Source organism: Cupriavidus sp. 01T418, assembly GCF_056398885.1.
This window is the reverse complement of sequence record NZ_JBFTQG010000006.1, coordinates 260,437-273,115: the sequence shown is the minus strand read 5'-3', so window position 1 is coordinate 273,115 and position 12,679 is coordinate 260,437. Positions and strand designations below refer to the sequence as shown.

Here is a 12,679-nt window from a genome sequence, read left to right as displayed (position 1 = left end):
GCCTCGTCGAGCACCGCCTGCGCCGTCTCCGGCGTGGCGTCCTCGAAGCCGGGCAACTGGCTGACGGCCTCAAGGCCGGCCAGTTCGTTCATCACGAACAGCATGTCCTTGAGCGGGGCACGGTAGGTCATCGATGTCTCCAGACAGGTATGAAAAAGCCGTTCTCGGGCAGGCCCGGAACGGCTAGTACTTCCTGATCGAACCCGGCGCGGCGCGGCGCGCCGTGCCGGGCCGTGGGATCAGCCCAGCGCCGCCACCAGTTCGGGCACGATGGTGTTCAGATCACCCACCAGGCCATAGTCGGCCACGGAGAAGATCGGTGCTTCGGCGTCCTTGTTGATCGCCACGATCACCTTGGAGTCCTTCATGCCGGCCAGATGCTGGATCGCGCCGGAGATACCAACGGCGATGTACAACTGCGGCGCGACGATCTTGCCGGTCTGTCCGACCTGATAATCGTTGGGCACGAAACCGGCGTCCACGGCGGCGCGCGATGCGCCCATGGCGGCGTTCAGCTTGTCGGCCAGCGGCGTCAGCACCTTGGTGTAGTTCTCGCCGGAACCCACGCCACGGCCACCGGAAACGATGATCTTGGCGGCGGTCAGCTCGGGGCGGTCGCTCTTGGTCACTTCGCGCGAAACGAATTGCGAGATGCCTGCGTCGGCCACGGCCGGCAGGTTTTCCACGGCGGCCGAGCCACCTTCGGCAGCGGCGGCGTCAAAGCCGGTGCCGCGCACGGTGATGACCTTGACCTTGTCCGTCGATTGCACGGTCGAGATCGCGTTGCCGGCGTAGATCGGGCGCTCGAAGGTATCGGGGCTGTCGACCTTGGTGATGTCCGACAGCTGGGCCACGTCCAGCCTGGCGGCCACGCGCGGCAGGATGTTCTTGCCGTAGGGGGTCGCGGGGGCCAGGATGTGGCTGTAGTCGCTGGCGATGGCCAGCGCTTGCGCGGCCACGTTCTCGGCCAGGCCGTCGCCGAAATACGGCGCGTCGGCCAGCAGCACCTTGGCCACGCCGGCGATCTTGGCGGCAGCGGCGGCTGCGGCAGCGGCGTTGGCGCCGGCCACCAGCACGTGGACGTCGCCGCCGCACTGGAGGGCTGCCGTCACGGTGTTCAGCGTGGCGCCCTTGATGGATTGGTTGTCGTGTTCAGCAATGACGAGTGCAGTCATGTTTTATCTCCTGGCGCGCTTAGATGACCTTGGCTTCGTTCTTCAGCTTTTGCACCAGCGTCGCAACGTCCGGCACCATCACACCCGCGCTGCGCTTGGGCGGCTCGACGACCTTCACGGTCTTCAGACGCGGCGCCACGTCCACGCCGAGATCTTCCGGCTTGACGGTTTCGAGCGGCTTCTTCTTGGCCTTCATGATGTTGGGCAGCGTCACATAGCGCGGCTCGTTCAGGCGCAGGTCGGTGGTCACCACCGCCGGCAGCTTGAGCGACAGGGTCTCCAGACCGCCGTCCACTTCACGCGTCACCGACGCCTTGCCATCGGCCACCACCACCTTGGAGGCGAAGGTAGCTTGCGGCAGGCCAGCCAGCGCGGCCAGCATCTGACCGGTCTGGTTGGAGTCGTCGTCGATGGCCTGCTTGCCCAGGATCACCAGTTGCGGCTGTTCCTTGTCGACCAGGGCCTTGAGCAGCTTGGCCACGGCCAGCGGCTGCAGGTCCTCGTTCGATTCGACCAGGATGCCGCGGTCGGCGCCGATGGCCATCGCGGTACGCAGGGTTTCCTGGCACTGGGCCACGCCGCAGGACACGGCGATGACCTCGGTGACCACCCCGGCTTCCCGCAGGCGCACCGCTTCTTCCACGGCGATTTCGTCAAACGGGTTCATGCTCATCTTGACGTTGGCCAGATCCACGCCCGTACCGTCCGACTTCACCCGGACCTTGACGTTGTAATCCACCACGCGCTTGACTGCGACGAGTACTTTCATGCGCTCACTCCACTGATAGTCGATAGTCAGAAATTTGGTTCGCTCGTCATTATAACCACCGGCCGGGTGGCATTCTTGTTTTTCGAACGGTCGTACTATTTTATCGGTAAAGAATTGCCGGGCATAGCCCGGCAAAGTGAAATCCCGCCTGCATTGTGCAGCAGGATGCCCTGCGTTGCACGATTTTCCAGGCTTTTTTCAACTTACCACGCGGTAATCACCGAATCCTTGTAGGTCGCCTGGACGTATTGCTTGATTTCCGGCGAGTGGTAGGCCTTGACCAGCTTGGCCACCCACGGCTTGCCCTTGTCGGCCTCGCGCACGGCGATCAGGTTGGCGTACGGGCCCTTCGGGCCTTCCATGGCGATCGCGTCCTTGGTGGGGGACAGGCCGGCCGACTCGGCGTAGTTGCCGTTGATGGCGGCGGCGTCGAGGTCGTCCAGCGAACGCGGCAACTGGGCGGCGTCCAGTTCGACGATCTTGATCTTCTTCGGGTTGGAGACGATGTCCAGCGGCGTCGCCTTCAGGCCAGCGTCCGGGCGCAGCTTGATCAGGCCCTTGCTTTGCAGCAGCAGCAGGCCACGGCCACCGTTGGTGGGATCGTTCGGTACGCCCACCCGTGCGCCATCCTTGATCTGGTCGAGCGACTTGATCTTCCTGGAATACACGCCCATCGGGAACGTGACGGTGAAGGCCACGTGCGCGAACTTGTAGCCGCGGTCCTTCATCTGCGCCTCCAGGTACGGCAGGTGCTGGTAGCTGTTGGCGTCCAGGTCGCCGGCAGCCAGCGCGGCATTGGGCTGCACGTAATCACTGAACTCCACCAGCTGGATATTCAGGCCGTCCTTGGCGGCGACCTTCTTCACCTGCTCCATGATCTGGGCGTGCGGGCCGCCGGTGACGCCGATCCTGATCGGCTTTTCCTGCGCCACGGCGCCAGTGGCCAGGGTAGCGCCGAGGGCGGCGCCGACAATCCATTGCAGCAAGTTACGACGTTGCATGTTGACTTCCTTCCTCTCGATTTCTCTATGTTTTGTAGTTGGCCGGGCGAATTGCCGGTTTGCCTTGCCGGCCTATTTATGACTGATGCGCCGCACCAGCCAGTCACCGAAGCTTTGCACCGCCTGCACGAAGACGATCAGGATCAGCACCACCGCCACCATCACCTCGGTGATGTAGCGCTGGTAGCCGTAGCGGATGCCGAGGTCGCCCAGCCCGCCGCCGCCGATGGCGCCGGCCATGGCGGAATAACCCACCAGGCTGACGAAGGTGATCGTCAGGCCGGCCACGATGCCGGGCATGGCTTCGGGCAGCAGCACCTTCATCACGATCTGGCCGGTGGTCGCACCCATCGACTGGGCGGCCTCGACAAGGCCCTTGTCCACCTCGCGCAGCGCGCTTTCCACCAGGCGCGCGATAAACGGAATCGCGGCGATGGTCAGCGGCACCACGGCCGCGGTGGTGCCGATCGACGAACCGACGATAATGCGCGTGAACGGGATCACCACCACCAGCAGGATGATGAAGGGGATCGAACGCACGGCATTGACCAGCACGCCGATGGTGCGGTTGAACAGCGGATGCGACAGCACGCCGCCGCGGTTGGTCAGGTGCAGCAGCACGCCCAGCGGAACGCCCAACAAGGCGCCGACCACGCCCGAGATCGCCACCATCAGCAGCGTCTCGTTGAACGAGGTCAGGAACAGGTCAAACATTTCAGACCACATGCTCGAACTCCTCCACCACCACGCCTTCCTGTTGCAGGTATTCCATCGCCGCCTTCACGTCAGCCAGGTCGCCGGTGGCCATGATGGCCAGCGAACCGAAGGCCTGGCCCTGGATCTCGTCGATATGCCCGTGCAGGATATTGAAGTCCAGCCCATAGCGGCGGATCGCCTGGGCCAGCACCGGCTGGTCCACGCCCGCGCCGGTGAAGGCCAGGCGGTAGACATGGTCGCGCCCGTTGCCGAGCCGGCTCTCCACGCGCTTGAGCACGCTGGGCGGCAATTCCTGCGCGATCACGTCGCCGATCATCGCGCGCGTGACTTCATGTTGCGGACGCAGGAACACGTCGATCACCCGGCCGGTTTCCACCACCTGCCCGGCTTCGAGCACCGCCACGCGGTCGCAGACCTGCTTGATCACTTCCATCTGGTGCGTGATCATGACGATGGTCAGGCCAAGTTCCCGGTTGATCTGCTTGAGCAGTTCCAGGATGGAGCGGGTCGTTTCCGGATCGAGCGCCGAGGTGGCTTCGTCCGACAGCAGTACCTTGGGCTTGCTCGCCAGCGCACGGGCGATGCCCACGCGCTGCTTCTGCCCGCCGCTGATCTGGGCGGGATAGCGATCCTTGAGCGCCGTCAGGCCAACCAGTTCCAGCAGCGGCAGCACCGTGTCGGAGATCTCGCTGCGGGACTTGCCGGCCAGTTCCAGCGGCAGCGCCACATTGTCAAAGACGGTGCGCGACGACAGCAGGTTGAAATGCTGGAAGATCATGCCGATGTCGCGGCGCGCCTGGCGCAGCGCGCCGCTGTCCATGGCGGTCAGATCCTGGCCGGCCACGATCACGCGGCCGGCGCTGGGGCGGTTGAGCAGGTTGATGGCGCGCACCAGCGTGCTTTTGCCGGCGCCGCTTCGACCGATGATGCCGAAGACCTCACCTGCCGCAATGGACAGGTTGACGTCCCGCAGTGCATGCACTTCCCCCGACCCTCCGGGAAAGCGCTGCGAAAGACCTTGCAGTTCGATCATGTGAAAAGAAAACGGCAACAGGCGAGAAAGTTAGCGCTGTTGCCGCATTTTATTATTTGGGCGAAGCGCGCATTTTAAGCGATTCGCTTCATACCAGAAACGACTTTTTGCCGATGTCTTTATAAGTTCACGGCATATAGACCAGCAAGAAGCCGTCATGCGCCCCGCCAGGACGGCGTGCGCTTGTCGATAAAGGCCTGGACGCCTTCCAGCGCCGCCTCGTCCATCATATTGCACGCCATGGTCTGCCCGGCCAGCTGGTAGGCCGCCTCGATGCCCATCTCCAGCTGCTTGTAGAACAGGCCCTTGCCGGCGGCCACCGCGGCGGCCGGCTTGGCGCAGATGCTGGCGGCCAGGCGCGCGACCTCGGCATCGAGGGCATCGGCCGGCACCACGCGGTTGACCAGCCCGCGGTCCCGGGCTTGCATGGCGTCGATCATGTCGCCGGTCAGCAGCATCTCCATGGCATGCTTGCGCGACAGGTTGCGCGACAGGGCCACGCCGGGCGTGGCGCAGAACAGGCCCAGATTGACACCGGACACCGCGAAGCGCGCGACATCGGCCGCCACCGCCAGGTCGCACATCGCCACCAGCTGGCAGCCTGCCGCCGTGGCGATCCCTTGCACGCGCGCGATCACAGGCTGCGGCATCTTCTGCATCGCCATCATCATGCGGGTGCAGCGATCGAACAGGCGCCGATAGTAGTCGTGCGACGGGCTGGCGCGCATCTCGCGCAAGTCGTGACCGGCGCAAAAAGCGCGGCCGGCCGCGGCCAGCACCACCACCCTGACCGACGCATCGGCGCCGGCGTGGGCAAACGCGGCGGACAGCGCATCGAGCAAGTCCTCGGACAAGGCGTTGAACGCGTCGGGGCGGTTCATCGTCAGGCGCAGCACGCCCGGCGCGTCCAGGCTTTCGCTCACCAGCGGCGTCGCGGCGCGGTTATCGGTCTCAGCCATCAACGGCCTCCTATCGTTCGAGCAGCACCTTGAGGTGCGCGTACACGCTGCGGCTTAGCGCGCTCAGGTTGTAGCCGCCCTCCAGGCAACTGACGATGCGTCCCTTCGCATGCGCGCGGGCCACATCGACCAGTTGGGCCGTGATCCAGGCGTAGTCCTGCTCGACCAGCCCCATCTGCCCGAGGTCGTCCTCGCGATGGGCGTCGAAGCCGGCCGAGATAAACAGCATCTGCGGCTTGAACTCGTTCAGGCGCGGCAGCCAGATCGTTTCCACCACTTCGCGCACCGCCATGCCGTTGGAATACGCCGGCAGCGGGATGTTCGACATATTGGCGGCGATATGCTCGGTGCCGCTGTAGGGGTAGAACGGGTGCTGGAAAAAGCTGCACATCAGGACGCTGGCATCGCCACGGAAGGCCGCCTCGGTGCCATTGCCATGGTGGACGTCGAAATCGACGATGGCCACCCGTTCCAGCCCGTGCGCGGCCAGCGCGTGACGCGCGGCGATGGCCACGTTGTTGTAGAAGCAGAAGCCCATGGCCCGGTCCGTCTCGGCATGGTGGCCGGGCGGGCGCACGCAGCAAAACGCATTCTCGACCTCGCCGGCCATCACCGCATCGGTGGCAGCCACCGCGGCGCCAGCCGCGTGGGTGGCGGCGGCCAGCGTGTGCGGGTTCATCAGCGTATCGGGATCGATCGGGTGGTAGCCGCTGGCGGGACTGGCCGCGGCCAGCGAGGCGATGTACTGCGGGCGATGCACGCGCCCGATCTGCTCGGCAGTCGCCGCAGGCGCCTCGCGCCGGTCGAGCAGGCCGTCCATGCCATGCGAAATCAGGTGGTCTTCGATGGCCTGGAGGCGCTCCGGGCATTCCGGATGAAAAGGCCCCATCTCATGCAGCAGGAACTCGGGATGCGTGTAATAGCCTGTGGGCATGATGTCTTATGGCTTTATTCGTGGTCTCCATTCGTTACGTTAGCACATGCCACGCCGGCCACCCAGCGGGGTGCCGCGCGGGCACCATCCGCTATACTCGCAGCGACTTGAAAAGGACACCATGACCGACACCCGGAGCTCCCTGCGCCGCCCGCTACTGGGCGCCGTACTTTCCGCTGCCGCATTGAGCTTGTGCGGCGTCTCCCCCGCCCTGCTTGCCGCCGGCAAGCGCCGCGTGAGCGTGCGCGAAGAAGAGATCGAGCCGGGCCGCTATCGTGACAATCCCAAGAGCCGCGCCTTTATCGACGAGATGGTGGCGCGCAACGGCTTCGCGCGCGCCGAGCTGGAAGCCTGGTTCGGCCAGGTCGTGTATTCCTCCACGGTAGTGCGGCTGATCATGCCGCCCGCCACGCCGGGACGCAAAAGCTGGCGCACCTACCGCTCGCGCTTTATCGAGCCAATCCGCATCAACGCAGGCGTGCGCTTCTGGCAGCAGAATCGCGATGCGCTGCGCCGCGCCGAGGCCGAGTTCGGCGTGCCGGCCTCGGTGATCGTCGGCATCATTGGCGTCGAGACCATCTATGGCCGCGACATGGGCACCTTCCGGGTGATCGACTCGCTCTCCACGCTGGCCTTCGACTATCCCGACGTACCGAACCAGGAAGCACGCACGACGCTGTTCCGCAACCAGCTGGCCGACTTCCTGCTGTGGTGCCGCGACACCAATACCGATGTGTTCTCGGTGCTGGGCTCCTTCGCCGGTGCCGTGGGGATTCCGCAGTTCATGCCGACCAGCTTGCGCGAGTACGCCATCGACTACGACGGCGATGGCCATATCGACCTGCGCAGCAGCGCCACGGACGCGATCGGGAGCGTGGCGCGCTTCCTGCAATTGCACGGCTGGGAACCGGGCCGCCCGGTGGTCTGGCGCATTGCCACCGACGAGGGCAGCCGCGGCATCGCCGCCGCCGCTGCGGATGGCGAGCCATGGCCCACCCACACGCTCAACCAGTTGCTCAAGGCCGGCCTGCGGGTGGACGAGCCGATCGACCTGGCGCGCGAAGGCGAAACCGGCGTGCTGGTGGTCGACCTGCCCACGCCGAGCGAAACCACCGACTACATGCTCGGCCTGCGCAATTTCTATGTGCTGACGCGCTACAACCGCAGCTTCTTTTACGCGCTGGCGGTGTACCAGTTGGGCGAGGCGGTCAAGGCGGCAATGGGCTGACCTTTCCCCCGGCTGTGCCAGAAGCGAAAAACCCCGCGAGATTCGCGGGGCGGGGGGGCGAAGCGCCCTCTCCTAGTTGTGATGCCTGCAGGCAATCACAGTGAAGACACCTTTGTCCACGATGTAGACAAGGCGATCCACCTTTGTAATGCGCCTGGACCAGAACCCTGTCAGGTCACCCTTCAAGGGCTCCGGCTTGCCGGTCCCATTGAAGGGGTCCAGGCAAATCTCCTCAACCAGCCGGTTGATTTCATCGAGGATGTCCCGGTCCGTCTTCTGCCAGTGCAGGTAGTCGTCCCACCCATTGGCGGTCCAGGCCAGCTTGCACTTATTTACTGCGGCGGCCTTGTTTTCGGCCGTCTTCTTGTTGCGTTGAGTCATCTTTTAGTAAGTCCTTGGTGAAGGTCTTACCAGCTCGAAACTCGGCAATGGACGCGCGCAGTCGTTCGGCATTCTTGAGTGACCCCAACAGATGCAACGTTTCCTGCATGCTGTTGTAGTCGTCCAGCGAAATCATCACGACGTGCTCGCCGCGCTGTCGAGTAATCACAGTCGGCTCATGGTCCTTGCAGACCGTGTCCAATGCCTGCTTGAAGCTGGCTCGCGCCTCGCTAAAAGTCAGGATGTTCATCGCGTCTTCCTTCTTACACGCACCTTGGCCAGCGTGCGCTTCTGTACTTAGGCCGGAAACACCCCGGTCGAAAGATAGCGGTCGCCGCGATCGCACACCACGAACACGATGGTGGCGTTCTCCACTTCCTCGGCGATGCGCAGCGCCACGCACAGCGCACCAGCAGCCGAAATCCCGCAGAAGATGCCTTCTTCACGTGCCATGCGGCGCGCCATATGCTCGGCATCGCCCTGGCCCACCGGCTCGGTGCGGTCGATGTACTTCGCATCGTAGATCTTCGGCATGTACGCCTCGGGCCACTTGCGGATACCGGGGATGCGGGAGCCCTCGGCCGGTTGCGCGCCGACGATCTGCACTGCGGCGCTCTGTTCCTTGAGGTAGCGCGATACGCCGGTAATGGTGCCGGTGGTGCCCATGGCGGATACGAAGTGCGTGATGCGTCCTTCGGTATCGCGCCAGATCTCCGGACCGGTGGTCTCGTAATGGGACAGCGGATTGTCGGGGTTGGCGAACTGGTCGAGGATCACGCCGCGTCCGTCGCGCTCCATGGAATCGGCGAGGTCCCGCGCGTATTCCATGCCGCCCTTGACCGGCGTCAGGATGATCTCCGCGCCATAGGCGGCCATGCTCTGGCGCCGCTCCATGCTCAGGTCTTCCGGCATGATCAGCACCATCTTGTAGCCGCGAATGGCGGCTGCCATGGCCAGCGCGATGCCGGTATTGCCCGAGGTGGCTTCGATCAGCGTGTCGCCCGGCTTGATGCGCCCGCGCGACTCCGCGCGGGCAATCATCGACACCGCCGGCCGGTCCTTGACCGAGCCCGCCGGGTTGTTGCCCTCGAGCTTGCCGAGGATCACGTTGCCGCGCGGGGCGCCGGCGGCGCCGGGGATGCGCTGCAGTTGGACCAGCGGCGTATTGCCGATGGTGTCTTCAATCGTCTTGTAGGCCATGGTGAGCGGGATTCCAATGTCGGCGGACATTGTAATCCAGTCCCAAAACCCGCGTTGCCGGCGCGGCGCGTCAGGCCTGCGCCTCGGCTTCGTTCTTGCTGTTGCCCAGCAGGTGATAGAGCAGGATGGCGCCGAAGGTGGCGGTACCGATGCCGCCCAACGTCATGCCGCCCAGCTTCAGGGTCAGGTCGCCAGCCGCCACGGTCAGCGTGGCGCCGACCGTGATCAGGTTGCGCGAATTGGAGAAGTCGACCTTGTTCTGGACCCAGATGCGCCCCGCGGTGGCGGCGATCAGGCCGAACACGACAATGGTCAGCCCGCCGATCACCGGCCCCGGGATGGTCAGGATCAGCGCCCCGAACTTGGGCGAGAAGCCCAGCACCAGCGCCACCACGGCCGCCACCACGAAAATCAGCGTGGAGTAGATCTTGGTCACGGCCATCACGCCCATGTTCTCGGCATAGGTGGTCACGCCCGTGCCGCCGCCGCCCGCGGAGATGATGGTGGCGATGCCGTCGCCGATAAAGGCGCGGCCGATATACGGGTCGAGATTGCGGCCGGTCATCACGCTGATGGCCTTGATATGCCCGAGGTTTTCCGCCACCAGCACGATGGCCACCGGCGCGATCAGCAGCATGGCGCTGGCATGGAACACCGGCGACGCGAAGGCCGGCATGCCGAGCCAGCTGGCAGCGGCCACGCCGGAGAAATCGATGCCCTTGCCCATGCCCAGCCCGTTTGCGCAGATGTAGTACAGCACGTAGCCGAACAGGCCGCCCACCAGCACCGGCAGCCGGCGCAGCATGCCTGGCGCATGCACTGCCACCGTGCCTACGGCCAGCACGGTGGCCAGTCCCACCCAGGTGTCCAGCGAGGCGCCGCTCACGGCCTTGACCGCCACCGGCGCCAGGTTCAGGCCGATGGCCGCGACGATGGCACCCGTCACCACCGGCGGCATCAGGCGCTCGACCCAGCGGTATCCCACCGCCTGCACCACCAGCCCGATCAGCAGGTAGAGCGCGCCGGCCGCGATGATGCCGCCCAGGGCCACCGGGATATTGGGATTGGGGCCGCTGCCGGCATAGCCGGTCGCGGCAATCACCACGGCGATAAAGGCAAAGCTGGAGCCCAGGTAGCTGGGCACCCTGCCGCGCACGCACAGGAAGAAGATCAGCGTGCCGATACCCGAAAACAGGATGGCGATATTGGGGTTGAAACCCATCAGGATCGGCGCGATCGCGGTCGAGCCGAACATCGCCACCACGTGCTGGATCCCCGCCAGGAGCGTCTGGCCGGCCGGCAGACGCTCATCGGGCGCGATCACGCCGTGGGTCTTCAGCCGCCACTTGGGCAGGAATCCCGCGTCCTCGTTATTTCCCATTGTCCAGTTCCCTTTTTTTGGCCAGTCGGCCGCGTACGCGGGCAGGTCCGGCTCGATTTGGATTATGTTGGCCTCGCAGCCGGCTCGGGCCGCGGCGGCGTCCGCATGATACCGCGCGACTGCAGTCGTGCGAAGCTACGCGAAACTGGCACGAGCCATACCGGCTTCCGGTGTTCGTACTGGTGCATGGGTCGCAAAAAGCCCCGGGCTCGGCCGGGGCTTCGCTGCACCATGGCTGCGATGCATGGATGCGGGCGTCCCGAATCGGCACGCCCGCTACCGCCTTAGCGGGCGGCCTTGACCGGCGGTTTCTCCGCCTTGACGTCGGTCCTGGCCGTGGCCGCCGCGGCTTTCGGCGCGGCGGCTTTCGGCGCGGCGGCGCCGCCCGCGCCGATGGTCATGCCGGCCTCCTGCAAGCGCGTGACCGATTTCTGCCCGAGGCCCTTGACGCGATCGGCGAGATCCGCGGCATCCTTGAAGGGCCCGCCCCTGCCCCGCTCGGCGATGATGGTGCTGGCCGTGGCCGGCCCGATGCCCTTGAGCGAAACCAGCGCGGCTTCGTCGGCGGCGTTCACATCGACTGCGGCAAGTGCCGCGCCCGACAGCGAGAACCATACGGCAGCCGCCAGCAGGACCTGCTTCGAAGCCATCAGAGTTTGCTTGAACATGGGAGTTTCTCCTATCCGTTTATGAAGATTGCCCGGCCCGGACTGGACGAGGCAACACGGAGGATAGGAGCGCCTGCCCGGCTTGGCGCGTCCTGCAACAAAAGTTCACCTCAACGCTACCGAGGTGTTTCCGTCGCAGGTGGAAAACGGGCAGAAAACGGGCAGAAAGCGTGCGCGCGGTCAGCGGCCTCAGGCCTTGTGCCCCAGCAGCCAGCGGCAATAGCGCGACACGCCTTCTTCCACCGTATAGAACGGCGCCTTGTACCCGGCGCCGCGCAGGCGCGAGACATCGGATTGCGTGTAGCACTGGTATTTGCCACGCAGCGCGTCGGGGAACTTGATGTATTCCACCAGGCCTTCCTGCACCATCTCGTCGAGCGTCAGGCCGGGACGGCCGTCGGCTTCGCGCAGCGTGTTGACCACGGCTGCCGCGATGTCGTTGAAGGGTTGCGCTCGGCCGGTACCCAGGTTGAAGATGCCCGATTTCTCGGGGTGCTCCAGGAAGAACAGGTTGACCTTGACCACGTCTTCCACCGAGATGAAGTCGCGGGTATGGCCGCCCGGCGCGTAGCCGCCGTACTCGCCGAACAGCTTCACCGTGCCGTCGGCGCGGAACTGGTTGAAGTTGTGGAACGCCACCGAGGCCATGCGCCCCTTGTGCGCTTCGCGCGGGCCGTAGACATTGAAGTAGCGAAAGCCCACGATTTGCGACAGCGCGGACGGCAGCGTGCGGCGCACCACCTGGTCGAACAGGAACTTGGAGTAGCCGTAGACGTTCAGCGGCTTCTCGTGTTCGCGCTCTTCCTTGAACACCTGCGACGCGCCGTAGGTCGCCGCCGACGAGGCGTAGAGGAATTGCGCGCCCTGTTCCAGGCAGGCATCCATCAGCGCCCTGGTGTAGCGGAAGTTGTTCTCCATCATGTAGCGGCCGTCGGTCTCCATGGTGTCCGAGCAGGCCCCTTCATGGAAAACCGCGCGCACCTTGCCGAACTCTCCGCGCGCGAATCGCTCGAGAAACTCGCTCTTGTCGAGGTAGTCGCGGATCTCGCAGTCGACGAGATTGTGGAACTTGTCAGCGCGCGTCAGGTTGTCCACGGCGACGATATTGTCCTCGCCGCGTTCGTTCAGGCCCTTGACGAGGTTGCTGCCGATAAAGCCGGCAGCGCCGGTAACGATGATGGTCATGGTCGTGTGGGCTCGATCGAGCCAAATGACAGCAAAGACGACGAAGAC

At 64.9% G+C, this 12,679-nt stretch carries 15 protein-coding genes; 1 reads left to right on the top strand and 14 read right to left on the bottom strand.

Annotated features, from left to right (window positions below; genetic code table 11):
* The 8 genes from AC1DQ3_RS10015 to AC1DQ3_RS09980 form a co-directional block, all read right to left on the bottom strand.
* Positions 1 to 131 (bottom strand): acyl-CoA dehydrogenase N-terminal domain-containing protein (locus tag AC1DQ3_RS10015; RefSeq protein ID WP_477120036.1); only part of this gene is annotated, 131 nt, incomplete at its 3' end.
* 108 nt (positions 132 to 239) lie between these two features.
* On the bottom strand, positions 240 to 1,175 hold the full coding sequence (locus tag AC1DQ3_RS10010) for an electron transfer flavoprotein subunit alpha/FixB family protein (protein ID WP_477120022.1): 936 nt from the start codon (positions 1,173 to 1,175) through the stop codon (positions 240 to 242).
* 19 nt (positions 1,176 to 1,194) lie between these two features.
* Complete coding sequence (locus AC1DQ3_RS10005) at positions 1,195 to 1,944, bottom strand: electron transfer flavoprotein subunit beta/FixA family protein (protein ID WP_477120021.1); 750 nt, start codon at positions 1,942 to 1,944, stop codon at positions 1,195 to 1,197.
* A 203-nt stretch (positions 1,945 to 2,147) separates the two neighbouring features.
* Positions 2,148 to 2,945, bottom strand: a complete 798-nt coding sequence (locus AC1DQ3_RS10000) for a MetQ/NlpA family ABC transporter substrate-binding protein (RefSeq protein ID WP_477120020.1) — start codon at positions 2,943 to 2,945, stop codon at positions 2,148 to 2,150.
* Between the two features lie 72 nt (positions 2,946 to 3,017).
* The gene (locus AC1DQ3_RS09995) at positions 3,018 to 3,671 is read right to left on the bottom strand and encodes a methionine ABC transporter permease (protein ID WP_477120019.1); all 654 of its coding nucleotides are present in this window, start codon (positions 3,669 to 3,671) and stop codon (positions 3,018 to 3,020) included.
* The gene (locus AC1DQ3_RS09990; RefSeq protein ID WP_477120018.1) at positions 3,661 to 4,695 is read right to left on the bottom strand and encodes a methionine ABC transporter ATP-binding protein; all 1,035 of its coding nucleotides are present in this window, start codon (positions 4,693 to 4,695) and stop codon (positions 3,661 to 3,663) included. Before AC1DQ3_RS09990 ends, AC1DQ3_RS09995 begins: the two co-directional genes overlap by 11 nt.
* A gap of 155 nt (positions 4,696 to 4,850) precedes the next feature.
* Complete coding sequence (locus AC1DQ3_RS09985; RefSeq protein WP_477120017.1) at positions 4,851 to 5,654, bottom strand: enoyl-CoA hydratase; 804 nt, start codon at positions 5,652 to 5,654, stop codon at positions 4,851 to 4,853.
* A 10-nt stretch (positions 5,655 to 5,664) separates the two neighbouring features.
* The gene (locus tag AC1DQ3_RS09980) at positions 5,665 to 6,588 is read right to left on the bottom strand and encodes a histone deacetylase family protein (RefSeq protein ID WP_477120016.1); all 924 of its coding nucleotides are present in this window, start codon (positions 6,586 to 6,588) and stop codon (positions 5,665 to 5,667) included.
* Positions 6,589 to 6,709: 121 nt separating this feature from the next.
* Here AC1DQ3_RS09980 and mltB point away from each other — a divergent pair, with 121 nt between their 5' ends.
* Complete coding sequence (gene mltB, locus AC1DQ3_RS09975; protein ID WP_477120015.1) at positions 6,710 to 7,816, top strand: lytic murein transglycosylase B; 1,107 nt, start codon at positions 6,710 to 6,712, stop codon at positions 7,814 to 7,816.
* A gap of 72 nt (positions 7,817 to 7,888) precedes the next feature.
* On the opposite strand, the gene AC1DQ3_RS09970 is transcribed toward mltB, so the two are convergent.
* The 6 genes from AC1DQ3_RS09970 to rfaD form a co-directional block, all read right to left on the bottom strand.
* The gene (locus AC1DQ3_RS09970; protein ID WP_477120014.1) at positions 7,889 to 8,197 is read right to left on the bottom strand and encodes a Txe/YoeB family addiction module toxin; all 309 of its coding nucleotides are present in this window, start codon (positions 8,195 to 8,197) and stop codon (positions 7,889 to 7,891) included.
* Positions 8,145 to 8,447, bottom strand: coding sequence for a type II toxin-antitoxin system Phd/YefM family antitoxin (locus AC1DQ3_RS09965; protein ID WP_477120013.1), 303 nt, complete (start codon positions 8,445 to 8,447; stop codon positions 8,145 to 8,147). Before AC1DQ3_RS09965 ends, AC1DQ3_RS09970 begins: the two co-directional genes overlap by 53 nt.
* Positions 8,448 to 8,494: 47 nt before the next feature.
* Positions 8,495 to 9,397: a cysteine synthase CysM gene (gene cysM, locus AC1DQ3_RS09960; protein WP_477120035.1), complete on the bottom strand. Its 903-nt coding sequence runs from the start codon at positions 9,395 to 9,397 to the stop codon at positions 8,495 to 8,497.
* Between the two features lie 70 nt (positions 9,398 to 9,467).
* On the bottom strand, positions 9,468 to 10,778 hold the full coding sequence (locus AC1DQ3_RS09955) for a solute carrier family 23 protein (RefSeq protein ID WP_477120012.1): 1,311 nt from the start codon (positions 10,776 to 10,778) through the stop codon (positions 9,468 to 9,470).
* A gap of 284 nt (positions 10,779 to 11,062) precedes the next feature.
* Entirely contained in the window at positions 11,063 to 11,446 is a 384-nt protein-coding gene (locus AC1DQ3_RS09950; protein ID WP_477120011.1) for a ComEA family DNA-binding protein, read from the bottom strand.
* Between the two features lie 189 nt (positions 11,447 to 11,635).
* Entirely contained in the window at positions 11,636 to 12,631 is a 996-nt protein-coding gene (gene rfaD / locus AC1DQ3_RS09945; protein ID WP_477120010.1) for an ADP-glyceromanno-heptose 6-epimerase, read from the bottom strand.
* Positions 12,632 to 12,679: the final 48 nt, after the last annotated feature.